At 55.8% G+C, this 25,328-nt stretch carries 26 protein-coding genes and 1 other RNA gene; 8 read left to right on the top strand and 19 right to left on the bottom strand.

Going from position 1 to position 25,328, the window contains the following annotated elements:
* Positions 1-42 precede the first annotated feature (42 nt).
* From arcB to mtgA, 3 genes are all read left to right on the top strand, one after another.
* Positions 43-2,382, top strand: a complete 2,340-nt coding sequence (arcB, locus tag OCH02_RS12310) for an aerobic respiration two-component sensor histidine kinase ArcB (RefSeq protein WP_261431505.1) — start codon at positions 43-45, stop codon at positions 2,380-2,382.
* 237 nt (positions 2,383-2,619) lie between these two features.
* Positions 2,620-3,273, top strand: a complete 654-nt coding sequence (gene elbB, locus OCH02_RS12305; RefSeq protein ID WP_261431504.1) for an isoprenoid biosynthesis glyoxalase ElbB — start codon at positions 2,620-2,622, stop codon at positions 3,271-3,273.
* A complete protein-coding gene (gene mtgA / locus OCH02_RS12300; RefSeq protein WP_261431502.1) occupies positions 3,270-4,001 on the top strand; it encodes a monofunctional biosynthetic peptidoglycan transglycosylase in 732 nt (243 codons plus the stop codon). Before elbB ends, mtgA begins: the two co-directional genes overlap by 4 nt.
* 81 nt (positions 4,002-4,082) lie before the next feature.
* On the opposite strand, the gene dolP is transcribed toward mtgA, so the two are convergent.
* From dolP to OCH02_RS12280, 4 genes are read right to left on the bottom strand one after another with little or no spacing between them, the layout of a single operon-like run.
* Complete coding sequence (gene dolP / locus OCH02_RS12295; RefSeq protein WP_261431501.1) at positions 4,083-4,658, bottom strand: division/outer membrane stress-associated lipid-binding lipoprotein; 576 nt, start codon at positions 4,656-4,658, stop codon at positions 4,083-4,085.
* A gap of 9 nt (positions 4,659-4,667) precedes the next feature.
* Complete coding sequence (diaA, locus tag OCH02_RS12290; RefSeq protein WP_004948462.1) at positions 4,668-5,258, bottom strand: DnaA initiator-associating protein DiaA; 591 nt, start codon at positions 5,256-5,258, stop codon at positions 4,668-4,670.
* Positions 5,259-5,309: 51 nt separating this feature from the next.
* Positions 5,310-5,663: a YraN family protein gene (locus OCH02_RS12285; RefSeq protein WP_261431500.1), complete on the bottom strand. Its 354-nt coding sequence runs from the start codon at positions 5,661-5,663 to the stop codon at positions 5,310-5,312.
* Positions 5,660-7,684 (bottom strand): penicillin-binding protein activator, encoded by a 2,025-nt coding sequence (locus OCH02_RS12280; RefSeq protein ID WP_261431499.1) that lies wholly within the window; start codon positions 7,682-7,684, stop codon positions 5,660-5,662. The genes OCH02_RS12285 and OCH02_RS12280 overlap by 4 nt, the downstream gene beginning before the upstream one ends.
* Positions 7,685-7,746: 62 nt before the next feature.
* Here OCH02_RS12280 and rsmI point away from each other — a divergent pair, with 62 nt between their 5' ends.
* Both rsmI and rnpB read left to right on the top strand, forming a co-directional pair.
* Positions 7,747-8,610 carry a 16S rRNA (cytidine(1402)-2'-O)-methyltransferase gene (gene rsmI, locus OCH02_RS12275; protein WP_012147032.1) on the top strand — a complete coding sequence of 288 codons (864 nt, stop codon included), beginning with the start codon at positions 7,747-7,749 and terminating at the stop codon, positions 8,608-8,610.
* A gap of 41 nt (positions 8,611-8,651) precedes the next feature.
* An RNA gene (rnpB, locus tag OCH02_RS12270) (RNase P RNA component class A) lies at positions 8,652-9,030 on the top strand.
* Between the two features lie 58 nt (positions 9,031-9,088).
* On the opposite strand, the gene OCH02_RS12265 is transcribed toward rnpB, so the two are convergent.
* Complete coding sequence (locus OCH02_RS12265; protein ID WP_261431498.1) at positions 9,089-9,790, bottom strand: pirin family protein; 702 nt, start codon at positions 9,788-9,790, stop codon at positions 9,089-9,091.
* 107 nt (positions 9,791-9,897) lie between these two features.
* Here OCH02_RS12265 and OCH02_RS12260 point away from each other — a divergent pair, with 107 nt between their 5' ends.
* Positions 9,898-10,803, top strand: coding sequence for a LysR family transcriptional regulator (locus OCH02_RS12260; protein ID WP_261431497.1), 906 nt, complete (start codon positions 9,898-9,900; stop codon positions 10,801-10,803).
* Between the two features lie 37 nt (positions 10,804-10,840).
* Here the strand turns inward: OCH02_RS12260 and OCH02_RS12255 are convergent, their stop codons facing one another.
* The 11 genes from OCH02_RS12255 to OCH02_RS12205 form a co-directional block, all read right to left on the bottom strand.
* Complete coding sequence (locus OCH02_RS12255; RefSeq protein ID WP_261431496.1) at positions 10,841-11,827, bottom strand: glutathione S-transferase family protein; 987 nt, start codon at positions 11,825-11,827, stop codon at positions 10,841-10,843.
* A 72-nt stretch (positions 11,828-11,899) separates the two neighbouring features.
* Complete coding sequence (locus OCH02_RS12250) at positions 11,900-12,295, bottom strand: DoxX family protein (protein ID WP_202672031.1); 396 nt, start codon at positions 12,293-12,295, stop codon at positions 11,900-11,902.
* Between the two features lie 296 nt (positions 12,296-12,591).
* Positions 12,592-12,879, bottom strand: coding sequence for a YqjK-like family protein (locus tag OCH02_RS12245; RefSeq protein ID WP_261112020.1), 288 nt, complete (start codon positions 12,877-12,879; stop codon positions 12,592-12,594).
* Positions 12,876-13,277 (bottom strand): phage holin family protein, encoded by a 402-nt coding sequence (locus OCH02_RS12240; protein WP_261431495.1) that lies wholly within the window; start codon positions 13,275-13,277, stop codon positions 12,876-12,878. Before OCH02_RS12240 ends, OCH02_RS12245 begins: the two co-directional genes overlap by 4 nt.
* Positions 13,278-13,279: 2 nt before the next feature.
* Positions 13,280-13,585, bottom strand: coding sequence for a YqjD family protein (locus tag OCH02_RS12235; protein ID WP_261431493.1), 306 nt, complete (start codon positions 13,583-13,585; stop codon positions 13,280-13,282).
* A 164-nt stretch (positions 13,586-13,749) separates the two neighbouring features.
* The gene (locus OCH02_RS12230; protein WP_261431492.1) at positions 13,750-14,121 is read right to left on the bottom strand and encodes a DUF1090 domain-containing protein; all 372 of its coding nucleotides are present in this window, start codon (positions 14,119-14,121) and stop codon (positions 13,750-13,752) included.
* 221 nt (positions 14,122-14,342) lie between these two features.
* Positions 14,343-14,714 carry an EnvZ/OmpR regulon moderator MzrA gene (gene mzrA / locus OCH02_RS12225; RefSeq protein ID WP_261431491.1) on the bottom strand — a complete coding sequence of 124 codons (372 nt, stop codon included), beginning with the start codon at positions 14,712-14,714 and terminating at the stop codon, positions 14,343-14,345.
* Positions 14,714-15,394, bottom strand: coding sequence for a DedA family protein (locus OCH02_RS12220; protein ID WP_261431490.1), 681 nt, complete (start codon positions 15,392-15,394; stop codon positions 14,714-14,716). The genes mzrA and OCH02_RS12220 overlap by 1 nt, the downstream gene beginning before the upstream one ends.
* Before the next feature lie 137 nt (positions 15,395-15,531).
* Entirely contained in the window at positions 15,532-15,978 is a 447-nt protein-coding gene (locus tag OCH02_RS12215) for a hypothetical protein (protein WP_315899193.1), read from the bottom strand.
* 184 nt (positions 15,979-16,162) lie between these two features.
* Entirely contained in the window at positions 16,163-16,939 is a 777-nt protein-coding gene (gene exuR / locus OCH02_RS12210) for a transcriptional regulator ExuR (RefSeq protein WP_012147020.1), read from the bottom strand.
* Positions 16,940-17,055: 116 nt separating this feature from the next.
* A complete protein-coding gene (locus OCH02_RS12205) occupies positions 17,056-18,354 on the bottom strand; it encodes an MFS transporter (RefSeq protein ID WP_261431488.1) in 1,299 nt (432 codons plus the stop codon).
* Positions 18,355-18,744: 390 nt separating this feature from the next.
* On the opposite strand from OCH02_RS12205, the gene uxaC reads away from it, so the two are divergent.
* Positions 18,745-20,157 carry a glucuronate isomerase gene (gene uxaC / locus OCH02_RS12200; RefSeq protein ID WP_261431487.1) on the top strand — a complete coding sequence of 471 codons (1,413 nt, stop codon included), beginning with the start codon at positions 18,745-18,747 and terminating at the stop codon, positions 20,155-20,157.
* Between the two features lie 20 nt (positions 20,158-20,177).
* Positions 20,178-21,668 carry a UxaA family hydrolase gene (locus OCH02_RS12195; RefSeq protein ID WP_261431486.1) on the top strand — a complete coding sequence of 497 codons (1,491 nt, stop codon included), beginning with the start codon at positions 20,178-20,180 and terminating at the stop codon, positions 21,666-21,668.
* 65 nt (positions 21,669-21,733) lie between these two features.
* On the opposite strand, the gene sstT is transcribed toward OCH02_RS12195, so the two are convergent.
* The 3 genes from sstT to OCH02_RS12180 form a co-directional block, all read right to left on the bottom strand.
* Positions 21,734-22,969, bottom strand: coding sequence for a serine/threonine transporter SstT (gene sstT / locus OCH02_RS12190; RefSeq protein ID WP_261431485.1), 1,236 nt, complete (start codon positions 22,967-22,969; stop codon positions 21,734-21,736).
* 265 nt (positions 22,970-23,234) lie between these two features.
* On the bottom strand, positions 23,235-24,212 hold the full coding sequence (locus OCH02_RS12185) for a TerC family protein (RefSeq protein ID WP_315899192.1): 978 nt from the start codon (positions 24,210-24,212) through the stop codon (positions 23,235-23,237).
* A gap of 384 nt (positions 24,213-24,596) precedes the next feature.
* Entirely contained in the window at positions 24,597-25,328 is a 732-nt protein-coding gene (locus OCH02_RS12180; RefSeq protein WP_261431484.1) for a glutamine amidotransferase, read from the bottom strand.

Below are 25,328 nucleotides of genomic sequence, written 5' to 3'. Positions count from 1 at the left end.
TTTACGGTATGATTTACAAGATTCTGTCTGATGGGAGCGGCTATGAAGCAAATCCGGGTGTTAGCCCAGTACTACGTTGATTTAATGGTAAAACTGGGGCTGGTGCGCTTTTCGCTGCTGCTGGCATCGGCGCTGGTGGTGCTGGCGATGGTGGTACAGATGGCGGTCACCATGCTGCTGCGCGGGGAAGTAGAAAGCATCGACGTGGTGCGTTCAATCTTCTTCGGCCTGCTGATTACGCCATGGGCGGTCTACTTTCTGTCGGTGGTGGTCGAGCAGCTTGAGGAGTCACGCCAGCGCCTGACGCGGCTGGTGGATAAGCTCGAAGAGATGCGCCACCGCGACCTGGAGCTTAACCAACAGCTCAAGGACAACATCAGCCAACTGAATCAGGAAATTGCCGACCGTATCAAGGCGGAAGAAGAACGTCAGCAGGTGATGGACAAACTGACGGGTGAGATGGAGCAGCGCGAACTGGCGCAGATCGAACTGGGTCAGCAGTCGGCGTTATTGCGTTCCTTCCTCGATGCTTCACCGGATCTGGTCTATTACCGCAATGAAGACAAAGAGTTCTCTGGCTGTAACCGGGCGATGGAACTGCTGACCGGCAAAAGCGAAAAGCAGCTGATCGGTCTGACCCCCTTTGACGTCTATAGTCAGGAAATTGCCGAGAAGGTCATTGAAACCGACGAGAAAGTGTTCCGTCACAACGTCTCACTGACCTACGAACAGTGGCTGGTTTACCCGGATGGTCGCAAGGCCTGTTTTGAGCTGCGCAAGGTGCCGTTTTATGACCGCGTGGGCAAACGCCACGGCCTTATGGGCTTTGGTCGCGATATAACCGAACGTAAGCGCTATCAGGACGCGCTGGAGAATGCCAGCAGGGACAAGACCACCTTCATCTCAACGATCAGCCACGAGCTTCGTACGCCGCTTAACGGCATCGTCGGCCTGAGTCGCATCCTCCTCGACACCGAGTTAAACGACGAACAGCTGAAATACCTCAAAACCATCCATGTCAGCGCCATCACGCTGGGTAATATCTTCAATGACATTATCGAGATGGACAAACTCGAGCGCCGTAAAGTGCAGCTCGACAATCAACCGGTGGACTTTACCGGCTTCCTGGCCGATCTGGAAAACCTCTCCGGCCTGCTGGTGCAGCCGAAAGGATTGCAGTTTGTGATGGAGCCGCAGCAACCGCTGCCGCAGCAAATCATCGCCGATGGCACCCGTCTGCGGCAGATCCTGTGGAATCTGATCGGCAACGCGGTGAAGTTTACTCCGCAGGGGCAAATTGTGGTGCGTGTGCGGCGTGAAGATCAGGATCGACTGGTGTTTGAAGTGGAAGACTCCGGTATGGGCATTCCGCAGGATGAACAGGACAAGATTTTCGCCATGTATTATCAGGTGAAGGATCAGCACGGCGGCCGTCCGGCCACCGGCACCGGTATTGGGCTGGCGGTTTCCAAACGTCTGGCGCAGAGCATGGGCGGCGATATCACCGTCAACAGCGTACAGGGGCAGGGTTCTTGCTTCACCTTATCCATCAAGGCACCGGCGGTGCTGGAAGCTGAAAGTGAAACGGCAGTCGAAGAGGAACTGCCATTGCCGGCGCTGCATATCCTGCTGGTGGAAGATATTGAGCTGAACGTGATTGTGGCGCGTTCGGTGCTGGAGAAGCTGGGTAACAGCGTTGAAGTGGCGATGAACGGCCAGGATGCGCTGGCCATGTTTGATCCGGACGAGTTCGATCTGGTGCTGTTGGACATCCAACTGCCGGATATGACCGGGCTGGATATCGCCCGGATACTGCGTGAGCGCTATGCCGGGCAGGCGTTGCCGCCGCTGGTTGCGCTGACTGCCAACGTGCTGAAAGATAAAAAAGAGTACCTGGACGCGGGAATGGACGATGTGCTGAGCAAGCCGCTGTCGGTACCGGCGCTGACCAGGGTGATTAAACAGTACTGGGATCATCAACCCTCTCACACCACAAAGAAAACGGAGCAAAAGACGATGAAGATTAATGAGTCTTTACTGGATACCACCATGCTGGAACAGTATATGGACCTGGTGGGGCCGCAGTTGATTCATCAGAGCCTGGAGATGTTTGAGCAGATGATGCCGGGTTATCTGGCGGTGCTGGATTCCAATATGACGGCGCGCGACCAGAAAGGCATCACGGAAGAGGGGCATAAAATCAAAGGTGCCGCCGGCTCGGTTGGCCTGCGCCATCTGCAACAGATTGCACAGCAAATTCAAACCCCGACGCTGCCGGCGTGGTGGGATAACGTGCAAGATTGGGTTGATGAGTTGAAGCAGGAATGGCGCAACGATGTGCAGGTACTGCGTGAGTGGGTAGCGGAAGCTGAAAAAAAATGACCCCGACCTAGGCCGGGGTGCGCGAATATTGCGCCAACACCAGGGAAATTGTGAACCTGCGTATTGGTTTTAATGTTCTGGTCGAGCAGGTTGTAGAGAATTCCTAAACATCATACAGCCAACAACATAGCAAATGTAAGCGCTCTTGTTAGAAGATTCATTAAAATGTGTGATGTAGATTAGTGTTTGTCAACTCAGAGCACTTACCAGTTGACAGTAGCGACGGGAGGAAGGGTGATGAAAAACGTTGGCGTAGTGCTGAGTGGCTGTGGGGTTTATGACGGTACGGAGATCCATGAAGCCGTCCTGACGCTGCTGGCGTTGGACCGGGCGGGGGCGCAGGCGGTGTGCTTTGCCCCTGATAAATCTCAACTTCATGTTATTAATCATTTATCTGGCGATGAAATGCCGGAGAGTCGCAATGTTTTAGTGGAGTCTGCACGCATTGCCAGAGGCAACGTCCAGCCGCTTTCGCAGGCCGACGCCAGCCAACTCGATGCCCTGATCGTCCCCGGTGGCTTTGGTGCGGCAAAGAACCTCAGCAGTTTTGCCAGTGAAGGTGCGGAATGCTGGATTGATAAGGATCTGGCTAAGTTAACGCAGCAAATGCATAAGGCAAATAAACCAATCGGTTTTATGTGCATTGCGCCTGCCTTGCTGCCGAAGTTGCTGGATCAACAAGTGCGGCTGACCATTGGCAACGATCCTGACCTTGGTGAAGTGATTGATGCCATGGGCGGTGAGCCAGTGATTTGTCCGGTTGACGACATCGTAGTGGATGCTGAGAACAAAGTGGTGACTACGCCGGCCTATATGCTGGCGAAATCGATCGGTGAGGCGGCCAGCGGAATTGATAAGCTGGTTTCACGGGTGCTGGATTTGACTGAATGAGAAAATCTGCGGGCAAATCGATATTTTCCCGGCCCTGGTTTTGGCTGAAACGTGGATTAATTGCGTTGGTCGGCGCGTGGCTACTGGGGATCGTCGTCTTCGCCTTTCTGCCAGTGCCTTTTTCTGCGGTGATGGTTGAACGGCAGGTCGGCGCCTGGTTGAGGGGCGACTTTGGCTATGTGGCGCATTCCGATTGGGTATCAATGGACGATATATCCCCGCAGATGGCATTGGCGGTGATGGCGGCGGAAGATCAGAAGTTCCCGGAACATTGGGGATTTGACGTGGCGGCGATCGAAAAGGCGTTTAGCCACAACGAGCGGCGGCCCACGCGTATCCGTGGTGCCTCTACGCTGTCCCAGCAAACGGCGAAGAACCTGTTCCTGTGGGATGGCCGCAGTTGGCTGCGTAAAGGGTTGGAAGCCGGGTTGACATCGGGTATTGAGCTGGTGTGGACCAAGCGACGGATCCTGACGGTTTATCTGAATATCGTGGAGTTCGGCGACGGTGTCTTCGGTGTGGAGGAAGCGTCACAGCGATTTTTCAATAAACCGGCCAAACGTCTGACGGCCTCAGAGGCGGCATTGCTGGCGGCAGTATTGCCCAACCCGCATCGCTTCAAAGCCAATGCGCCTTCCGGCTACGTGGTACAACGGCAGCAGTGGATCATGCGCCAGATGCGTCAGTTGGGTGGCGAAGGGTTTCTGAAAGAAAATAATCTGGATTGAGTCAGCTTTTCCTCTCCCCAGTGGGAGAGGGCCGGGGCGAGAGCATCAGACAGCGCTGAAGCTATCTCCCCCGGCAAGCTGTTATTTTACATAGGTAAAGGCGGTGGTAACGTGTTTCACGCCGCCGACCTGGCTGGCAGTCTGCGCCGCAGACTGCGCTTCCTGTTGCGTGACCAGACCCAGCAGGAACACTTCACCATTTTCGGTGGTGACTTTCACATTGGAAGACTTCACTGCATCGCTGGCGAGCAATTGTGAACGCACCTTGGTGGTAATCCAGGTGTCGGAAGACGCAGTGCTCAGACTGACCGGCGTACCCTGACGGACCTCGTTATACACTTCGGTAGTGCCTTCAACACCCATCGCGATCTGCTTGGCGCGGGCGGCCAGATCGGTATTCGGCGCCTGGCCGGTCAGTAACACCTTACCCTGATAGGCGGTCGCAACCACCCGGGCATCTTTTTTCAACTGCTGATCTTTACTCAGGGCGTTTTCAACCCGGGCTTCCAGCGTGCCGTCGTCTACCTGAGTCCCGACGCTACGTGGGTCGGTGGCAGTTTTGGTGGCTACGGCGGCGCTGCCAACGACAACGCCTGCAATACAGCCTTGTAACAGCAGGGCGCTGGACAGCACTGCAAATGTGGCTCTCAGCTTCATTTCAGTTCCTTATTCGTCCTGGTGGGGAAACAACGTACTATCAATCAGGTCGCATAGGCAATTTACGGTAAGCATATGCATTTCCTGAATACGTGCACTGCGGTGTGATGGAATGCGGATCTCGACATCCTGCTGGCCGAGCAAGCCGGCCAGTTCACCGCCGTCATAGCCGGTCAGTGCGACGATCGTCATGTCGCGCGTCACTGCGGCTTCGACCGCTTTCACAATATCACGGCTGTTGCCGCGGGTGGAAATCGCCAGCAATACGTCGCCGGCATGGCCGAGCGCGCGCACCTGTTTGGCATAAACTTCGTCGTGCAGCCGATCGTTGGTGATCGCCGTCAGCACCACGTTATCGGCATTCAGCGCAATGGCCGGCAGGCTTGGGCGCTCGGTTTCAAAGCGATTGATCATGCTGGCGGCGAAATGCTGCGCGTTGGCTGCCGAGGTGCCGTTGCCGCAGCACAGAATTTTATTACCGTTAAGTAAGGATTGAACCAGCGTCATCGCAGCACGCGAAATGGCGTCGGGCAAGGCCTCCGCTGCCGCAATCTGGGTTTGGATGCTTTCGGTAAAACAGGCTTTAATTCTATCCAGCACGTTGTATTAATCCACTAAGTCAAAGGGCCGGTCTGCACCGGTAAATCACGATTAATCCGCATTGAAGGCGTTGGGTATCCATTCTAACTGGCTACCGGTGATGGCCAAAACATCAAAACGGCAAGACGATGTGTCAAAACTGGCTCCGCGTCCCGCCAGCCACACGGCGGCGGCATGCAGCAACCGCTGCTGCTTGCGATAAGTGACGCTGGCAGCCGCACCACCAAAAGCGTCACTGCGGCGGTAGCGGACTTCAACGAACACCCAGGTTTGACCATCGCGCATGATGAGATCGAGCTCACCGCCGCGCATCACCACATTGGCGGCGCAGAAGGTGAGCCCGGCGCGTTCCAGATAGTGGCGGGCCTGTAACTCATAGCCCGCCCCTATGGCGCGTTGACTCAAGAGACCGGAACGACCGTGCCCTGACGGTATTGCAGCCAAGGCAGCTTTCTGTTGATCACACAGCCTGGCGCGGCGGTGAGTACACCAGTAGTGCCAGAGACCTGGAAGCCAGGCAACTGGCGCATTTCAGCAAAGTGGTTGGACAATGTCCAGGCATCCATCCCCATTGCGTACAGACGCACCAGCGAATAATCGTTGCGGAACTGGCTGCTTGCCTGCTGCAACAACTGCGGGTTAGCGCCGGCCAACAACGGAATATCACTGAACTGCAGGCCTTCCATTTCCAGGCGGAAGTCCGGACCGGCACCGGCCTGGTAGCTGCGGGAACTGGCGTACATTGCCGGTTTGCTGCGCGAGTTGGTCGCCATGTCGATCATCGGTTTGATCAGCGTCAACTGAGACTGGGTGGCGACGATATAGACCGAGTCTACGCTGCCACCGCTGGTTGCAGGCGTATCGCTTGGTGGTGCCGGAATAGTCAGCCCGGCAATGGTCACCGCCTGCGGCGCCGGTGCTGCGGAGATTGGCGTACCGGACATGCGAATGCCACCGCTGTTGACCATCTGGCGCAGTTCACTGGCGGAACCAATGCCTTGCTGCAGCACGGTTTGGCCACCGAGTTTCTGCCACTCCTGGTTAAAGGCTTTGGCAACGCGATCGCCGAAGGCACCGCGTGGGATCAGCAACAGCGGCTGCCGCTTCTGCTGTTCCCAAATGTGACGGGCTGCATCACGTGCTTCGTCTTCCGGAGAAAGGGCGAAGTAACAGATATTCGGGTTATCTTTTGGCGTTTCCGGTTGATTGAGCGCCAGCACGTTCAGCGTAGTGGTGCTGCCGGCCAGTTGGTCGACGTTTTCTTTCAGCAACGGACCGACCACCAGGGTCGCGCCATCCTGCTGTGCCTGCGTCAGCAACGCGGCCAGCGGCTGGCTGGAGGTATCATACACTTTAATCTGTGCGTTAGCGGCCTGCGGCGGTGTCATTGGCGCAGTAGAAGGCGCAGACGGCTGGGCGGCGGTTACCGGGGCCGCATCTGGTGCTGAGGTGCTGACCGCCCCATTGGCGTTTTGATCGGTTGATGCAGGCTGCGCTGCCTGCTCAGGTACGCTGGCGGGTTGCTGTTGCTGAACCGGTGTGGAAGGCGTCACGCCATTTTTAGCCGCTTCAAAGCCTTTTTGGATCGCATCGGCGAACACTTTGGCCTGGCCGTTCAACGGCAGCAGCAGGGCGATTTTCGACGTGGAAGCCTGGGTAAAGTTCAGCACCTGGTTCAACTGGGTCGGTAACGTTTTTGCCGCCGGATTCTGCGGATAGCGGTTCTGCCAGTCTTTAATCCCGGCCTTCAGCAGGTCAGGATCCTGTTTGTTGTCCTGATACACCCGCAGCAGATCCAGCCAGCCTTGCAGCACATTTTCATTGGCGTTGATCACCAGGCTGTTCATGTCCTGTGGCGTCAGCTGCAGCAGCGACTGCCAGGTTTGATCGAGGTTGGTTTGATGTGCCTTGCCGGTCAGCAGTGGCTCTTGGGCAATGTAAGCGCGGATTAGCGGCAGGGAAGGTTTACCCTGATTGGCCGCGATCTGCGCCTGGTAGAAGCGCACCAGCTGATTGGCTGATAGCGAGCCGCTATCGAGATGGCCCAGTGTGCTGCGCGCGCTGACGTAGCTTTTGTTCGCCACCTGCAGTTCTGCGGTTAGCAACTGGCTTTCCACCTGCTGCACGTTGCTGAGGTTTTTCGGCAGTTGGTTCAGTTGTTCACTGGCCTGCGGCAGTTTCCCTTCACGTAACAACGCGCGAATAGCAAGTAATTGCCAGTCAGCCTTGTTATCATTGCTGCTTTGCTGCAACTGCTGCAGATAGTAATCGGAACTGGCGCTCGCTTCGTCCTGTATATTGGCAGGCGGCGTCTGCGGGGCCTGACTCGGACAGCCTGCAAGGAAAAGGGCTGCTGCGATAACTGCGGTAAGTCGGACAGGCTTTGAACGCCCTGCTTTGGTACGAACGAATGTTGAGGAAAGCATACTGTATCCAGTGATGTTTTTTTCAAGATGCTCAATATTAAATCGGCAACCCGGATGAAACAATGAATCAACACCAACAATCAGTCATTTCTGCATCAACGCTGTATGTGGTGCCCACCCCAATCGGCAATTTAGGGGATATTACCCACCGTGCGTTAGAGGTACTGAAAAGCGTTGATCTGATTGCGGCCGAAGACACGCGCCATACCGGGTTGCTGTTGCAACACTTTGCGATTAGCGCGCGGTTGTTTGCGCTGCATGACCATAACGAACAACAAAAGGCCGATCAACTGTTGGCGAAACTGCAGGAAGGCCAGAGCATTGCGCTGGTTTCCGATGCGGGTACGCCGTTGATCAACGATCCGGGTTATCACCTGGTGCGCCGTTGCCGCGAAGCCGGCATCCGCGTGGTGCCGCTGCCAGGTGCCTGTGCGGCAACTACCGCACTCTGTGCCGCCGGTTTGGCTTCAGACCGCTTCTGTTACGAAGGGTTCCTGCCGGCGAAAACCAAGGGGCGTAAGGATACGCTGATGGCGCTGGCAGAGGAACCGCGCACGTTGATTTTCTACGAATCTACCCACCGTTTGCTGGAAAGTTTGCAGGACATGGTCACCGTCTGGGGGCCGCAGCGTTATGTGGTGCTGGCGCGCGAGCTGACCAAAACCTGGGAGTCCATTACCGGCGCGCCGGTTGGCGAACTGCTGGCCTGGGTGCAGGAAGACGAAGTCCGACGCCGTGGCGAAATGGTACTGATCGTTGAAGGCCACAAGGCGCAGGAGGACGCATTGCCGCTGGAGGCGCTGCGAACCCTGGCGTTGCTGCAAAAAGAACTGCCGTTGAAAAAGGCGGCGGCACTGGCGGCGGAGATCCACGGCGTGAAGAAAAATGCGTTGTATAAATATGCTTTAGAGCAACAAGAACAGTAAAGCGGTTGACCTGCAGTGAGCGCAACGCTACTATCCGCGCCGGAGTTGACCAGACAGTCGCCGCTTCATTGCCGTCCCTTTCGGGGGAGACAGATGGAGGGGAGGAAAGTCCGGGCTCCATAGGGCAGGGTGCCAGGTAACGCCTGGGAGGCGCAAGCCTACGACTAGTGCAACAGAGAGCAAACCGCCGATGGCCCGCGCAAGCGGGATCAGGTAAGGGTGAAAGGGTGCGGTAAGAGCGCACCGCGCGACTGGCAACAGTTCGTGGCACGGTAAACTCCACCCGGAGCAAGGCCAAATAGGGGTTCACATGGTACGGCCCGTACTGAACCCGGGTAGGCTGCTTGAGCCAGTGAGCGATTGCTGGCCTAGAGGAATGACTGTCCACGACAGAACCCGGCTTACCGGTCAGCTCCCTCTATAAAGAAAACCCCGCGTAACGCAAGTTACGCGGGGTTTTTTCCTTTCTGGATGCCCATTACACCGGCAAATCGATCAGCAGCGCGCGCAGTGGTGTTTCGGCGCGGACAGTCAGACGGTTCTCCTCATGGATAAACGCCCCATCACCGCAGGTTAGCCGTTGGCCGTCGTGACGTTCGCCATGGGCTTCAATGGTGCCGTGGATCGACTGTAAATAGGCACGGGGTCCGTTCAACGCCAGCGTTTGTTGCTCACCGGGCTGTAAATCCAGATGGTGGATCCACACCTGTTGACGCAGTTGCAGGCTGCCCTGAGCACCGTCTGGCGAGGCCAGCAGGGTCAGACCGGCCTCTGGCAGCATCAGACGCTGTACGCGTTCGTTGGTGCGCTCTGGGCAGGCATCCAGCCACAGTTGCAAGCGGGTTAACGGCGTATCACTGCTGATGTTCTGCTCGCTGTAGCTCAGCCCTGGTTGAGTGGCCAGCAGCAAAGCCTCACCGGCCTTGGCGCTCACCGTGTTGCCTTCGCTGTCGCGGTATTCCGCTTTACCCTGCAGGATTAAATTCAGGATATCCACGCTGGGGTAGGTACGTGGCTGGAACGATGCGCCCGGTGCCAGCACTTCTTGATTTAACACCCGCAATGAGGCATAGCCCATCAGCTTGGGATCGAAGTAGTGTCCAAAAGAAAAGGTGTAACGAGCCTGCAGCCAACCAAAGTCAGCTTGCCCGCATTGTTGTGCTGTTCTGCATGTAATCATGGCAATCGGCTCTCTAAATTCATTATCTAGATGGTAAGCATCTGGACGACGGATTGTTAGCCAGTTAATCTGGTCGGTATATTCAAATTTCCTGACAGAGAGATTCGATGGCCAGAGATCGGGCGTTAACGCTTGAAGCGTTAAGGGTTATGGATGCGATCGACCGACGTGGCAGCTTCGCTGCGGCAGCCGATGAGCTGGGGCGCGTGCCGTCGGCGCTCAGCTATACCATGCAAAAATTGGAAGAAGAATTGGACGTGGTGCTGTTCGACCGCTCCGGTCACCGTACCAAGTTCACCAACGTCGGGCGTATGCTGCTGGAGCGTGGACGGGTGCTGTTGGAGGCGGCAGACAAGCTGACCACCGATGCGGAAGCGCTGGCACGCGGCTGGGAAACCCACCTGACGATTGTCAGCGAAGCGTTGTCGCCGCCGAGTAAGCTGTTTCCGCTGGTCGACAAATTGGCGCTGAAGGCCAATACCCAGGTGTCGATCTTGACCGAAGTGCTGGCCGGTGCCTGGGAAAGGCTAGAGCAGGGGCGCGCCGATATTGTTATCGCTCCGGATATGCATTTCCGCGCGTCGTCGGAAATAAATACCCGTAAGCTGTACAAGGTAATGAGCGTGTATGTGGCCGCACCGAACCATCCGATACATCTGGAACCGGAGCCGCTGTCTGAAATGACGCGCGTGAAGTACCGCGGCATTGCGGTCGCGGATACCGCCCGGGAACGCCCGGTACTGACGGTGCAATTACTGGATAAACAGCAGCGGCTAACGGTCAGCACCATTGAAGACAAGCGCCTGGCTTTGCTGGCAGGGCTGGGTGTGGCGACCATGCCTTACCCGATGGTCGAGAAAGACATCGAAGAAGGGCGCTTACGCGTTGTGGGGCCAGAATACAGCCGTGAGGCCGACATTATCATGGCCTGGCGACGCGACAGCATGGGGGAGGCGAAAGCCTGGTTCCTGCGCGAAATTCCACGACTGTTCGCCCAACTGGAACGCCAGTAAAACTCCCTCTTGCCGTTAAGCAAAAGGGAGGCGTGCGTTAACCAAAACGCCGGTCGCGGCCGTGTGGCTCATCCAAATCTTGTGCCGGCCCGATGGAAATAATACCGTGCGGATTGATGGTGGCGTGGCTGCGGTAATAGTGATGGCGGATGTGCGGCAGGCTGACCGTTTCGGCAATGCCCGGCATCTGGTAAATGTCCCGCAGGAAGCCATACAGGTTGAGATAATCGCTGATGCGGTGTTTGTCGCATTTAAAGTGGGTGACATACACCGGGTCGAAGCGTATCAGCGTGGTCCACAGGCGCAGGTCGGCCTCAGTCAGGCGATCGCCCGTCAGGTAACGCTGTTGCCCCAGGATCTGCTCCAGCCGCGCCAGAGCGTCAAATACCCCGTTCACTGCTTCGTCATAGGCTTCCTGGCTGGTGGCGAAACCGGCCTTGTACACCCCGTTATTTACCTGATCGTAAATCCAACCGTTTAACTCATCAATTTTTCCGCGCAGCTCGGTGGGGTAATAGTCGCCGGCGCGTGCGCCAACGCCATCAAATGCGCTGTTGAACATGCGGATGATATCGGCGGATTCGTTACTGACGATGGTTTGCCGTTGCTTATCCCACAGCACCGGTACCGTCACGCGGCCGGTATAGTGTGGGTCGGCGCGCAGGTAGAGCTGGTAGAGAAAATCTGAGTGATACAGATCGTCGCCAGTCGCTTCAGGGAAATCGGTGCCAAAGGTCCAGCCATTTTCCAGCATCAGTGGATGCACCACGGAAACAGGAATAAGTGATTCGAGCCCTTTCAATTTGCGCATCAGCAGGGTGCGATGTGCCCAGGGGCAGGCGAGTGAAACGTACAGGTGATAACGATCTTGCTCCGCTTTAAAACCCCCGACTCCGTGTTCGCCCGGTTGACCGTCAGCGGTCACCCAGTTGCGGAACTGAGAGGTTGAGCGTTTGAAACGGCCCCCGGTGGATGAAGTGTCATACCAGATGTCTTGCCAAACGCCATCGACGAGTTGTCCCATGGGAATCTCCTTCGTGTCCGAGTAAAAAGCAAAAAGGCCCGACATGCGGGCCCCTGAGTCGGTGTTAAAACCTTACCACTTTTTGTTCAAAATACGGTCGATGCTGAAACCGCCCGGGCCGGCAACGGCCAGTACGATGAAGCCACCGGCGATGGTCAGGTTCTTCATGAACATCAGCTGGTTTACGCCATCCGCAAAGTTAGTATGGAACAGTAACGCGGTCAGGATGGTAAAACCGGCGGTAAACAGTGCCACGGTGCGGGTCAGGAAACCGAACAAAATTGCCAGGCCGCCGCCAAATTCCAGCAGGATGGTCAGTGGCAGCAAGAAGCCAGGTACGCCCATCGATTGCATATACTGTTGGGTGCCGGCATAGGCATCACCCATTTTGCCGTAGCCTGCCACGATAAACAGGATTGGCATCAGAATACGAGCAACCAGCAAACCTGCATCTTCTAATTTTTTCATCATTTACTCCAAAGTGATTTTTGTTTGCCAGTCTTGGCGTTTGTCATGTTTAGTGAGCGGTATGCCGGATCTCTGACCCTGTCCTGCCCGTTTCGTCTTGATGGAGTGAATGTTAATCGGGATGAGTACGCTTTGTTAGCAAGTAAAACTGTCGTATTTTTTCAAAAAAACTGAATCTTTAGCCTGCTAACAAATCGTGGGGAATCAGAAAGTTGCCCAGCCTTCACCGGCAGAAACGTAAAGTCTCTGTGAAAAGGCGGGCAAAACATCGGAAGTATTGATGGAGTGGTGGACGGTTACTTGCTGGAAAACGTTTTCTGGATCAAGCGGATAGTGCCAAAGGCACCAAAGGCACGGCGTGACCAGCGAATCAGCTTGCTGGGGTGACGGATGCCATACAACGCCATCACGCTGGAGCCGACCACCAGATATTTACGCAGGCCGAAAAGGGTTTGCCAGCCGCGATCGATGCGCTCGGTCTTTTCCAGCCACAGGGTTTTGTTCTCGGCAAGATCCAGCCTTTGCTGCTGGATCTTGCGAACGAGCTTCTCTTTTCTCCATTCCAGATAGCGGCGGCGATTCATTTTTCACCTTCCAGCTCGGAACGGTCGATTTCCAACTGCTTGCGCGTCGTGCCCAGCAGCGTGGAGCGGCGGGCTTTGACCAGCGTCCAGATAGCCCCAACCACGGCCAGGAACAACAGCACACCGGTCGTCGCGCCTAATGCCATCAAACGGTAAATAGGGTCAATAGCCCAGAAAATCAGGATCAGCAGACTCATCAGGCCAAATGCGGTGAATAGCAGGGTCATGCCGGCCATAATCAGTAACTGAATGAGGTTGGCTTTCTCCTCTTCCAGCTCGACCACGGCCAGGCGAACCCGGGTTTCCACCATACCGACCAGAATAGTGATGATGCGCTGGGCGACATCCAGGACCCCTTTAGCGGGGCCCTGTGCACGAACTTGCGGTTGTTCTGCCATAATTAGCGGCGCGCTAGCAGAACGCCCAGCACTACGCCGACCGCAGCGCCAATCCCGATACCGGTCCACGGATTATCACGAACATAATCATCTGCCTGACCGGCGAATTCTTTGGTGTGGGAGGCAATCTTGTCCCCGGCATCGCTCAGACGTACGCGGGTATCTTTCAACGCGCTTTCGGCTTTGGAGCGCAGCTTTTCCAGTTCAGCTTTTGGCTTATCGGTGGAAGAGTTCAACACTTCTTCCAGCGTATCGGCTAAGGATTTAAGTTCAGCGCGTAAGTTTTCTGCATTTGAATCATGTGCCATGTGATTATTCCTTAACGTTAACTTCGACAGACTTTCAACATAGCGGATTTTTTCGCCGGAGCAAAGGGCAGATGGGTAGCTGATATCACTAAGCATCCATTTTATATGCAATAAAAATCCCGTGTGGCGTGGCTCTCAGCGATAAATCCGCTGGTGTAAAAAAATTATTCCGCTTGGGCTTGTTTCAACTCGGCTTGAGCTTCAGCCAGTTTTTTCTGTTTCTTGGCCACTTTATCCAGGTTGCCGGTCTGCTGGGCTTCTTTCAGCTCCTGCTGACGCTCGGTCACCTTTGCTTGTTTTTCATCGATTTTTTTCTGACGATCGGCCTGCAGGCTGGCTGGTGTGCAATGGGTCTGCACTTCGCTCAATGCCGTTTTCAGCCCGGCCACACGTTGAGTATTGCCGTGCTGGGTGGCGTAATCGATCTGCTTTTGAATTTCTTGTGCCTTGGTCACACAGCCGTTTTCTGCTGCGAACGACAGTGCCGGTAAGGAGAATAATGGGAGAGCCACTAAAATTGCTGGGCGTAATTTCATACTAACAGTTCCTTATTAATGGGATGCATTGGCATGCATCCTGTGTTCCTGACTGCCAATAGGGCAGTGCGACAGAAGTCTACGCAGCTGACTGACGCTAACCTTTAGCATAGTCATGGAAAGCGTAGACCCCCAAAGAATCCGCCCTAGTTCGATGGTGATTGGTGATTAATTGAACAGAGAGGCTAAATGAAAGGAAAACCTTTCATTTGAAGTGGGTATTATCCCAGATTGAGTGGGGCGCGTGCAAATTCACGCACCCAATGGGTAGGAACAGGGGATTCGCTGAGGGCAATGATGTAGCCCGGCGGCAAAATGTTTTGCAATGCTTCGCGCGCCAGCAACTGTTGTTCCGGCGAGTCCAGACGGATCACCAGGCCATCGCCTTCCGGGGTGATGCTTTTGATGCGAATGCCTCGCTGATCCAGCCTTTGGTAGACATAAAAACCGTCAGGCAACGAAAGGCCTTGCTGGCCGGCACGGATGCGCAGTTCGCTTTCGGTACGCACCATGCAGGGCACCAACAGCGTGGCGAGCGCCAGCAAAGCTAGCGCAATCAACAACACGTACTGCCAGCGCGGGCGCTTGGACATCACGCCCCTTTCCCCTGATCTTGGCTATCGGCACGTTTCTTGCGCCACAGTACGATCAACGAGCCGACCAACCCGACGACCAGCAACACCAATGGCAGTAACATCAGGCAGAACATCAGTTGGTCTTCATATTTGCGGAACACCGGAGTTTTGCCCAAGGCAAAGCCCAGCGAGGTCAGGATCACCACCCACAGCAGACCGCTCATCCAGTTGAAGAACTGGAAACGTGCGTTGCTCAGACCGGAGAGGCCGGCAATGGTCGGCAATAGGGTGCGGACAAACGCCAGGAAACGACCGACCAGCAGAGCGGAAAGCCCGTGGCGGTGGAACAACTGATGGGCTCGCTGATGATAGTGAGCCGGCAGATGGGATAGCCAGCCCTGCACGGTTCGGGTATTACCGAGCCACTTGCCCTGTATGTAACTGACCCAGCACCCCAGACTGGCGGCGACGGTAAGGATAAAAATGGTGAGCGGGAAATTCATGGTGCCTTTGGCGATCAGTACGCCAACCAGGATCAGCAGACTGTCACCCGGCAGAAACGCCGCCGGCAACAGGCCATTTTCCAGGAACAGAATCAGAAACAGCAGGGCGTAGAGCGTCCAGACCAGCGAAGGGTTTGCCAGCGTCTCAAAATCCTGCTGCCATAAGGCATGTAACAGTTCTTTAATGATGTCCATCCGGTGTTCCTAAAACGTCATTGTTTGTTTTTGTCTCAGCGGCGGATCGGGAGTGGGCGCTGAGCGCGGGCGATCCTGGCTGCTGATAATGATGAAACGGCGTTGCTTTTAGTGAATTCTAATCGGTGCGACACCGGTCAAGAGTGGTAAGTCAGCGTGCCACGATAAAGCATATTACTTTCTTTCCAGCCACCCAGCCTGTTTTGCTGCTGCGGGGCATGCAGCGTCCAGTTCATCTGGGCAAGCCGGTTTGGCGCAGGTGATTTCTGGCGCGGGAGTCGAGTGCTGTGACCCAACTCTGTGGCTAACGAATAAACCGGCAGCAGTTGGGCGGGGGCGGGTAGCGAACCGGGGTAAGAATGTACCCGCGGCAGCAGCAACGGCATTTTACCTGGCGCTTTACGTCGCAGTTCTGCCGGTGACCGGTAAACCGGGTCATCAGGAGAAAACACCGACCCGGCAAGCGATGGCTGACCGTTCAGAGCCGTGGGAATAGCTTTGGAAGGCGCCACGCATAGCTTTTGGCCGGAGACCGAACCGGTCCAGCAAAAAAGAGCAATAAGCATGGCAAACAACCAGCGCATGTATTCGCGTCCCGCCCCGTAGCAGAGGGTAAAAAGTGGCTCAACTCTACCAAAATAGCACGATTGGCAACAGGGAAATCTACGTTGCCAGCGGTGAAATACTACACGGCAAATCGCCGTTCAGGCATCGATTCAGCGGATTTTACAATACCTGACATAACACTACGGTTTCTGACTGCTCGCGCTATTTATTTTCTGCGGCCACGCCGTCCAGATGAACCACCGGGTTATCGGCGAACAGATAGCGGTCGGCGTTATATTCAAAATCGTCGCTGGTGGCGTTGAACAGCATTTGCTTGGTATTTTCAAGATGCTGCCACATGGCCAGTTTGGCGGCGTAAGGATCTTTACGTATCAATGCTTTGAGGATCTGATCGTGATCGTCACACCAGCTGGCGATCGAGCGGTCGTCAATATGCTCATGCAGCTTGATCCAATATGGGTTATTCACGCGCTGTACCCACATTTTTTCCACGATGGTGGCCATCGCCGTGTTCTGAGTGGCCAGCGCGACCTGAACGTGGAATTTCAGATCCCACTGCGAGTCGCGGAAGCGATCTTCCTTGCGTGCCTGTTCCTGGATCTCCATCAGCAGAACGATGTCCTGTTTGGTGACCTGGGTGGCGGCGAATTCGGCAATGTTGCTTTCAATCAATTGGCGCGCCTGCAGCAGTTCAAATGGCCCGGCGGTGGCAAACTCGATGCTGTCGCCCGGAATCACCAGGTTTTTCTGCTGGTTGGACATCACATGGATCCCGGAGCCTTTGCGCACGTCAACGTAGCCTTCCACTTCCAGCATGATGATCGCCTCCCGCACGACGGTGCGGCTGACGTTCATCTCTTCGGCAATATAGCGTTCGGCCGGCAGTTTATCGCCAACCGGATACCGGCCGCTTTCAATACGCTGCTTAAGCTCGGCGGCCAGTTGCTGATACAGGCGTCTGGTTTCAGTGAATTCCATAGTGAATGCTCTTAGGGTAGGGAGGGGCGCATAACCATAGATTTGTTATACCACTTATCCGGCAGAGCTACCAGTGGCTGCGGGGTAACGCCCGGCACGGTCGCCGGGCGGTGGGGTTAACTGCGCGCCGAGGCCGGCTGCAGCGGATCTTCCTGCGGCTGGGAGGCCGGTCGATTTTGCAGGATGGTCCAGATGGCGATAGCACCAAGAATATCGAATACCGACAGCGCGGCGAACAGCGGGCTAAAGCCCAGAGTATCGGCCAATGCGCCGACCACCAGGGCAAACATGGTGCTGGCGGTCCAGGCTGCCATGCCGGTCAGGCCGTTAGCGGTGGCCACTTCGTTGCGACCGAACACGTCTGAAGACAGGGTAATCAGCGCACCAGACAGCGCCTGATGGGCAAAACCACCGACGCACAGCAGCGCGATAGCCGCATAAGGGCTGGTAAACAAACCGATCATGCCAGGGCCAATCATTAGCACCGCGCCCATAGTGACCACCAGTTTGCGTGAAACGATCAGGTTCACCTTAAAGTGTTTTTGGAAAAACGGTGGCAGGTAGCCACCCACGATGCAGCCGAGATCGGCGAACAGCATCGGCATCCAGGCGAACATGGCGATCTCTTTCAGATTAAAACCATAGGCTTTAAACATGAATAATGGGATCCAGGCGTTGAAGGTGCCCCAGGCAGGCTCCGCCAGAAAACGCGGCAGCGCTATGCCCCAGAACTGGCGGTTGCGCACAATCTGCCAGGCGGACATTTTCTTGGCGTTGTCGGTTTGGTGCTGCGCTTCCTGGCCCTCCAAAATGTACTCGCGCTCTTCACTGCTGAGTTTCTTCTGGTCTTTCGGGTGCTTATAGAAAATCAGCCAGCAGATGGCCCAAATCAGGCTCAGCACGCCGGTGATGATAAACGCCATTTCCCAACTGTGTGCCACTATGGCCCAGACCACCAGCGGTGGGGCGATCATGCCGCCGATCGACGAGCCGACGTTGAAGTAGCCAACGGCTATCGAACGTTCTTTGGCCGGGAACCACTCGCTGCTGGCCTTGAGCCCGGCGGGGATCATCGCCGCCTCTGCCATGCCAACGGCACCGCGTGCCAGTGCCAGACCGCCCCAACTGTTGGCGAGTGCTGTGCCCATACAAAACAGCGCCCACAGAATGGCGAACATGGCGTAACCCACCTTGGTACCCAGTACGTCCAACACGTATCCCGCCACCGGCTGCATCAGGGTGTAGCAGGCAGAATAGGCCGCGACAATGTACGAGTACTGTTGCGTGGTGATATGTAAGGTGCCTTCCAGCGTCGGTGCCGCCACGGCCATAGCATTGCGGGTCAGGTAGCCCAGCACGGTGCCGATGGTCACCAGCCCGATCATGTACCAGCGTAACCCTTTAATTTTACGCATCCAAAATATCTCCCAGTCTTCAATAGGTGACGCCGAGATGGCGGCAGCGTTTTAGGGGGCTCCCCCTCTTCGTTGATTTGCGCCGGCCTGTCCGTCACCGACGTTTTCCCGCCGCATGAACGACTGGGTGGCGAGACAATAACTTGTCATACAGATTTAAAAGTTGAGTGATATCACAAAAGCCATTTTTCAATTGGGCAATACTGATTGCTGGATAATTATGCGTTACAGGCGGTTTTTTGCCGTAAAAATGCCGGTTAATGGCCTTTTATGGCTGATGGTGCCAAAGCAGAGGGTGATATTTTGCTGGACGCTCAATAAAATTGGTGTGATAACTTTGTCGCATTGGACAAAGTATCGAACGGCAAGCAAGGCGAGGAACCAAAAAAGATGGCGACGTTTTTAAGCGAAGATTTTCTGTTGGGCAGCGAATTTGCCCGGCGTTTGTATCATGACTATGCGGCAGACCAGCCGATCTTTGACTACCACTGTCATTTACCGCCGGAGCAGATCGCCGAAAACACCCGCTTCAAAAATTTATATGAGATTTGGCTAAAGGGCGATCACTATAAATGGCGGGCGATGCGCACCAACGGTGTGGCTGAGCGGTTGTGTACCGGGGATGCCGGTGACCGCGAAAAGTTTGATGCCTGGGCCGCTACCGTGCCGCATACCATAGGTAACCCGCTTTACCACTGGACCCATCTGGAGCTGCGTCGCCCGTTCGGGATTACCGGTACGCTGCTTTCCCCGACGACTGCGGACGATATCTGGCAGCGCGGAAACGCCCTGCTGGCGCAGGACGATTTCAGGGCGCGGGGCATCATGCAGCAAATGAATGTGAAGATGGTTGGTACTACCGACGATCCGATCGACGATTTGCGCCACCATAAAGCGATTGCGGCTGACAGTAGCTTCGATATCAAGGTGTTGCCAAGCTGGCGACCGGACAAGGCGTTCAATATCGACGCGCCAGGTTTCACTGATTACCTGCAAAAGCTGGAAGCAGCAGCGGATATCAATATTGGCCGTTTTAGTGCGCTGTGTGACGCGTTGAAAAAACGAATGGATCATTTTGCCGCTCATGGCTGCAAGGTGGCTGACCATGCGCTGGACGTGGTGGTGTATGGCGAAGCGGACGAAAGCACATTGGACGCGATTTTAGCGGCGCGCCTGAGTGGCAAGCTGCCGACGCCGGAGCAAAGCGCCCAGTTCAAAAGTGCGGTGCTGCTGTTTCTGGCCGCCGAATATCAACGTCGCGAATGGGTACAGCAGTATCACATCGGCGCGCTGCGCAATAATAACAGCCGCATGCTGGCAAGTGTGGGCCCGGACATCGGCTTCGACTCGATTAACGACCGGCCGCTGGCGGAGGCGCTTTCTCGCCTGCTGGACGCCCAGTCGCGCCAGGGCGGCCTGCCGAAAACTATTCTGTACTGCCTGAACCCGCGCGACAACGAAGTGATCGGCACCATGGTCGGCAACTTCCAGGGGGAGGGCACGCCGGGCAAGATGCAGTTTGGTTCCGGCTGGTGGTTCAACGATCAAAAAGACGGTATGCAGCGGCAAATGACGCAGTTGGCGCAACTGGGCCTGCTGAGCCGCTTTGTCGGCATGCTGACCGACAGCCGCAGTTTCTTGTCTTATACCCGTCATGAATACTTCCGCCGCATCCTTTGCCAGATGATTGGCCGCTGGGTGGAGAACGGGGAAGCGCCGGCGGATATCACGTTACTGGGCGAGATGGTGAAAAACATCTGCTTCGACAATGCCAAAAACTATTTCGCCATTGAACTGGCGTAGCCGTTGCCCGAGGTGGGTTTATGCAAAGCATGGTAAAAATTCATTCGCTGGATAATGTCGCGGTAGCGCTGCGCGATCTGGCTGTCGGCGAAATGTTGGCGTTGGAAGCACAGACGATTCGGCTGGCGCAACCGGTGGCGCGTGGGCACAAGTTTGCGCTGCAGCCGATCGCCGCCGGTGAGGCCATCACCAAATACGGCTTGCCGATTGGTCATGCGCTGGACGCCATAGCGCCGGGTGAACATATTCACTCGCAAAATGCCAAAACCAACCTGAGCGATCTCGACAGCTATCAGTATCAACCCGCTTTTTGTGCGCTGCCACCACAGGCTGCGGACCGTGAGGTACAGCTTTATCGCCGTGCCAGCGGAGAGGTGGGGATCCGCAACGAGCTGTGGATCGTGCCGACCGTTGGCTGCGTCAACGGCATTGCCCGGCAGATCCAGCAGCGTTTTCTGAAGGAAACTCAGGATGCGCAGGGGATCGACGGTGTGCATCTGTTCAGTCATCCATTTGGTTGTTCGCAACTGGGTCAGGATCACGAGAACACCCGCACCATGCTGCAAAATATGGTGCGCCACCCGAACGCCGGGGCGGTGCTGGTGATTGGACTCGGGTGCGAGAACAATCAGGTGGATGTATTCCGCAGTACGCTGGGCAGGGTCGATGAGCAGCGGGTGCGCTTTATGGTGTGCCAGCAGCAGGACGATGAGGTCGAAGCCGGACTGGAGCAGTTGCATGCGCTGTATCAGGTGATGCGCGACGATCGCCGTCAGCCGGGTAAGCTGAGCGAGTTGAAGTTCGGACTGGAGTGTGGTGGATCGGACGGACTGTCCGGGATAACCGCCAACCCACTGCTGGGGCGTTTTTCTGATTACCTGATCGCCAACGGCGGCACCACGGTGTTGACCGAAGTGCCGGAGATGTTTGGTGCCGAACGTATCCTGATGAGCCGCTGTCGCGATCGGGAGACCTTCGAGAAGACCGTCAGCATGGTCAACGACTTCAAACAGTACTTTATCGCCCATAATCAGCCGATTTATGAAAACCCTTCACCCGGCAACAAAGCCGGCGGCATTACCACGCTGGAGGAGAAATCCCTCGGCTGCACGCAGAAAGCCGGGCAGAGTCAGGTGGTGGACGTGCTCAAGTATGGCGAACGTCTGCGGCAGCCCGGCTTAAACCTGCTCAGTGCGCCTGGCAATGATGCGGTAGCGACCAGCGCGTTGGCCGGTGCCGGTTGTCATATGGTGCTGTTCAGCACCGGACGCGGCACGCCTTATGGCGGCTTTGTGCCGACGGTGAAACTGGCCACCAACAGCGAACTGGCGGCGAAGAAGCCCCACTGGATTGATTTTGACGCCGGTAGGCTGATCCATGGCACCTCAATGGAGAGTCTGCTGGGGCAGTTTGTCGACCTGATCGTGGCGATTGCCAATGGTCAGGCGACACGTAACGAAGTGAATGATTTCCGTGAGTTAGCGATTTTTAAAAGCGGAGTAACCTTGTAGGGTTGTGATATTGAGGTCAAAAAAAGGCGCCCGATAATGAGCGCCTTGTTGAATAAGCTCGGAAATTAACGCACCTTTAGCGGATCTTCATCTGCCAAACGCTGGTCTTCCGCCTGACAGGCTGCGGCGGTGAACAGGACGTCGGTAGAAGAGTTCAGTGCGGTTTCGGCGGAGTCTTGCAGTACGCCGATGATAAAGCCGACGGCGACCACCTGCATGGCCACGTCGTTCGGGATGCCGAACATGTTACACGCCAATGGGATCAGCAACAGTGAACCCCCGGCCACACCTGAAGCGCCACAGGCGCAGACGGCAGCCACGATGCTCAGCAGCAGCGCGGTCGGCACGTCAACCGGGATCCCCAGAGTATGCACCGCCGCCAGCGTCAGTACGGTAATGGTGATCGCCGCACCGGCCATATTGATGGTCGCACCCAGCGGGATAGAAACCGAATAGGTGTCTTCACTCAAATTCAGCTTTTTGCACAGCTCCATATTTACCGGAATATTGGCGGCCGAGCTGCGGGTGAAGAACGCGGTCACGCCGCTTTCACGCAGGCAAGCGAACACCAGCGGATAAGGGTTGCGGCGGATTTTCCAGAACACGATCAGCGGGTTCAGCACCAGTGCGACCAGCAGCATACAGCCGATCAGCACCACCAGCAGTTGCGCATAACCCCACAGCGCGCCGAAGCCGGTTTCGGCCAGCGTCGAAGCAACCAGGCCGAAGATGCCAAGCGGGGCGCAGCGGATCACCGCACGTACCACCATGGTGACTGCATGTGACAGATCGTTAATCAGCGATTTGGTGGTGTCAGAGGAGTGACGCAGCGCCAGCCCCAGACCCACAGCCCAGGCCAGAATACCAATATAGTTAGCGCTAATCAGCGCCTGGAACGGGTTGGCCACCACGCTCATCAACAGGCCTTTCAGCACCTCAATAATACCGCCCGGCGGGTTGATGTCGGCATTGCCAGCCACCAGCGCCAGGTTGGACGGGAACATAAAGCTGACCACGACCGCCACCAGCGCCGCAGCGAAGGTTCCCAGCAGATAGAGGAACAGGATCGGCCGGATATTGGTTTTCTGCCCGTGTTTGTGATTGGCGATTGAGGCCATTACCAGCACCAGCACCAGTACCGGCGCCACTGCTTTCAGTGCGCCAACGAACAGCGCACCCAGCAAGCCTATCGCCGAAGCCGTTGCCGGTGAGACCAGCGCAACGATAATACCGGCCACCAGGCCGACCATGATTTGTTTGACCAGACTGCCCTGAGTGATCTTCTGTAATAGTTTTTGCATAGTGCTTTTTTTTCCCGATGATGTTGCTTACAGCTTTATCTCGGCGGGAACCTCGCCGGACAACTTTATTTGATTCTGTAACCAGGTGTGTTTGCCAAATCAGTATTCAGTAAACCAGGGGGGTTGGAAAGGACCAGCGGTGAAATTCTGAGGGCGGATCAACTCTTGATAACATATTGGTTACATTTGTGTGATCGCAATAACGTTTGGCATTTTAGGCGAATTGCCAAACAATCACGGGGCGACTAGCGCCCCGGATAACAGATTATGGTGCTTTATTATTAGCCAAGCGGTCATTCCGGCGGTTAACCCAAGCGTTGATCAACAGCGTCAGCGTCAGAATACTGGCGACTACACCGAGCGAAACACCAATCGGGATGTGGAACAAATCGATAATCAGCATTTTGACGCCGATAAACATCAGGATCAGCGACAGACCATATTTCAGCATCGAGAAGCGTTCTGCCACGTTAGCCAGCAAGAAGTACATGGCGCGCAGGCCCATGATGGCAAACAGGTTAGAGGTCAGGACGATAAACGGGTCGGTGGTCACGGCAAAGATCGCGGGGATGCTGTCGACCGCAAAGATCACATCGCTCAGTTCTACCAGGATCAGTACCAGTACCAGCGGCGTAGCAAACAGCAGGCCGTTGCGGCGTACGAAGAAGCGCTCACCTTCCAGATTATCGGTCATGCGCAGATGGCTACGCAGCCATTTCACCAGCGGCTTGTCGCCAATCGCCGCGCCATCTTCTTTCGCCAGCGCCATCTTGATACCGGTGAACAGCAGGAAAGCGCCGAACAGGTACAGCAACCATTGGAACTGGGTCACCAGCCAGCTACCGGCGAAGATCATGATAGTACGCAGCACGATCGCGCCCAATACGCCAAAAATCAGCACCCGCCGCTGCAGGTTAGCCGGAACGGCAAAGTAGCTGAACAGCATCAGCCAGACAAAGACGTTATCAACCGCCAGCGCTTTTTCGATCAGGTAGCCGGTGAGGAAGGCCAGCGCCTGGGTATCGGCAACGGCACGCCCGGCGGTTTGGTTCAGGTAGTACCAGAAACCCAGGTTGAACAGCAAAGAAAGGCTGACCCATACCAGCGACCAACTGGCGGCCTGTTTCAACGTCATGGTATGTGCGCCTTTACGGCCCTGCAGCAGCAGGTCGATGGCGAGCATCACAACTATGATGGCGGCAAAGCTGCCCCATAACCAAGGTGTGCCAACGGAATTCATCATCAGAGGTATCCTTCAAAAACAAAAACGGCCAACGTCGGAAGACGCTAGCCGCTCTTATGAACGCTGCAAGCAAACCTCGCCTTCCGGCAAGGTCTCACTTACAACGTTGATGAAGGTGCACCTTGGTGCTCCCTGACATCAGGTTGCCCGGTAACCGGGTGCTTGCGCACCGTAATGACGATTAACCGGCAAGATACCCTACATCTTTCAAGCCGCTGCTGCGTTGACTTCCCTCTGTCACCCCAGTCACTTACTTCAGTAAGCTCCTGAGGACACCTTCGGTTGCCGCCTTGCCGCACCTTGAAATCTATTGGGTATAAAAGTTACTCCCCTTTGCACGGCAGAAAGTAATGCAAAATGTGTCAGCGGTCAACGTTTATTGCGTTACCCGGCCAGGGCTTTTTGTGCACCCAGGCTGACGACAAACCCTTGCAACAGCAGTCGGCTGAACGGCGTATCGCTAACCTGCTGTTGCTTAAGCTGATACTCCTCCCGTTGCTGCGGATACAGCTCGCCGAGCCAGCTCAGATACTGGTGCATCACCGCGCCGTTAAACTCAGGGTGGAACTGGGTGGTCAGCACGTTATCGCCATAACTGAGGATCTGATAAGCATCCTGCTGCGAACGCGCCAGCACTACGGCACCGGCAGGGGGCGTTAATACACTCTGCGAGTGGATCAGATTTGCCTTGAAACGCGGCGGCAGCATCGCCATCCGCCGGTCATGGGCGGCGGCGGGCAACAGCTCAATATCCAGTGTGCCGACCTCCATGCCCTGCGGGTGATAGCCAACTTCCCCGCCAAGGGCATAGGCCAGCAGCTGGTGGCCATAACAGGCGCCAAAAATCGGCAGTTTGAGAAGCATGGCCTGACGCAGCCATTCTGCGGCCTGTTCGCTCCACGGCAGTTGCTCGGTGACCATCGCCGGTGAACCGGTGATCACCACGCCAGAGTAGTGTTGCGGTGGCAGTGGCCGTTGGCCTGTGGGTAGGTGCAGGATCTGTACGCGATCGGCGTCGATATTCCCCTGTTGCAGGAACATACCGTCGAAATTGGCTTTTTCGTTGCGGATAACTTCCGGTGCGTCGCCGGTTTGCATCAGTAATAACGGCTTCAT

Source organism: Serratia quinivorans (genome assembly GCF_946227985.1).
Taxonomy (GTDB): Bacteria; Pseudomonadota; Gammaproteobacteria; order Enterobacterales; family Enterobacteriaceae; genus Serratia; species Serratia quinivorans_A.
The sequence above is the reverse complement of the archived record's forward strand: the minus strand, read 5'-3'. Positions and strand labels throughout refer to the sequence as shown.

Excerpts from the sequence above, each read along its gene's own strand:
- arcB (WP_261431505.1), top strand. The coding sequence starts at position 43 with ATGAAGCAAATCCGGGTGTTAGCCCAGTACTACGTTGATTTAATGGTA.
- elbB (WP_261431504.1), top strand. The coding sequence starts at position 2,620 with ATGAAAAACGTTGGCGTAGTGCTGAGTGGCTGTGGGGTTTATGACGGT.
- mtgA (WP_261431502.1), top strand. The coding sequence starts at position 3,270 with ATGAGAAAATCTGCGGGCAAATCGATATTTTCCCGGCCCTGGTTTTGG.
- dolP (WP_261431501.1), bottom strand. The coding sequence starts at position 4,658 with ATGAAGCTGAGAGCCACATTTGCAGTGCTGTCCAGCGCCCTGCTGTTA.
- OCH02_RS12280 (WP_261431499.1), bottom strand. The coding sequence starts at position 7,684 with ATGCTTTCCTCAACATTCGTTCGTACCAAAGCAGGGCGTTCAAAGCCT.
- rsmI (WP_012147032.1), top strand. The coding sequence starts at position 7,747 with ATGAATCAACACCAACAATCAGTCATTTCTGCATCAACGCTGTATGTG.
- OCH02_RS12265 (WP_261431498.1), bottom strand. The coding sequence starts at position 9,790 with ATGATTACATGCAGAACAGCACAACAATGCGGGCAAGCTGACTTTGGT.
- OCH02_RS12260 (WP_261431497.1), top strand. The coding sequence starts at position 9,898 with ATGGCCAGAGATCGGGCGTTAACGCTTGAAGCGTTAAGGGTTATGGAT.
- OCH02_RS12255 (WP_261431496.1), bottom strand. The coding sequence starts at position 11,827 with ATGGGACAACTCGTCGATGGCGTTTGGCAAGACATCTGGTATGACACT.
- OCH02_RS12250 (WP_202672031.1), bottom strand. The coding sequence starts at position 12,295 with ATGAAAAAATTAGAAGATGCAGGTTTGCTGGTTGCTCGTATTCTGATG.
- OCH02_RS12245 (WP_261112020.1), bottom strand. The coding sequence starts at position 12,879 with ATGAATCGCCGCCGCTATCTGGAATGGAGAAAAGAGAAGCTCGTTCGC.
- OCH02_RS12240 (WP_261431495.1), bottom strand. The coding sequence starts at position 13,277 with ATGGCAGAACAACCGCAAGTTCGTGCACAGGGCCCCGCTAAAGGGGTC.
- OCH02_RS12235 (WP_261431493.1), bottom strand. The coding sequence starts at position 13,585 with ATGGCACATGATTCAAATGCAGAAAACTTACGCGCTGAACTTAAATCC.
- OCH02_RS12230 (WP_261431492.1), bottom strand. The coding sequence starts at position 14,121 with ATGAAATTACGCCCAGCAATTTTAGTGGCTCTCCCATTATTCTCCTTA.
- mzrA (WP_261431491.1), bottom strand. The coding sequence starts at position 14,714 with ATGTCCAAGCGCCCGCGCTGGCAGTACGTGTTGTTGATTGCGCTAGCT.
- OCH02_RS12220 (WP_261431490.1), bottom strand. The coding sequence starts at position 15,394 with ATGGACATCATTAAAGAACTGTTACATGCCTTATGGCAGCAGGATTTT.
- OCH02_RS12215 (WP_315899193.1), bottom strand. The coding sequence starts at position 15,978 with ATGCGCTGGTTGTTTGCCATGCTTATTGCTCTTTTTTGCTGGACCGGT.
- exuR (WP_012147020.1), bottom strand. The coding sequence starts at position 16,939 with ATGGAATTCACTGAAACCAGACGCCTGTATCAGCAACTGGCCGCCGAG.
- OCH02_RS12205 (WP_261431488.1), bottom strand. The coding sequence starts at position 18,354 with ATGCGTAAAATTAAAGGGTTACGCTGGTACATGATCGGGCTGGTGACC.
- uxaC (WP_261431487.1), top strand. The coding sequence starts at position 18,745 with ATGGCGACGTTTTTAAGCGAAGATTTTCTGTTGGGCAGCGAATTTGCC.
- OCH02_RS12195 (WP_261431486.1), top strand. The coding sequence starts at position 20,178 with ATGCAAAGCATGGTAAAAATTCATTCGCTGGATAATGTCGCGGTAGCG.
- sstT (WP_261431485.1), bottom strand. The coding sequence starts at position 22,969 with ATGCAAAAACTATTACAGAAGATCACTCAGGGCAGTCTGGTCAAACAA.
- OCH02_RS12185 (WP_315899192.1), bottom strand. The coding sequence starts at position 24,212 with ATGATGAATTCCGTTGGCACACCTTGGTTATGGGGCAGCTTTGCCGCC.
- OCH02_RS12180 (WP_261431484.1), bottom strand. The coding sequence starts at position 25,328 with ATGAAGCCGTTATTACTGATGCAAACCGGCGACGCACCGGAAGTTATC.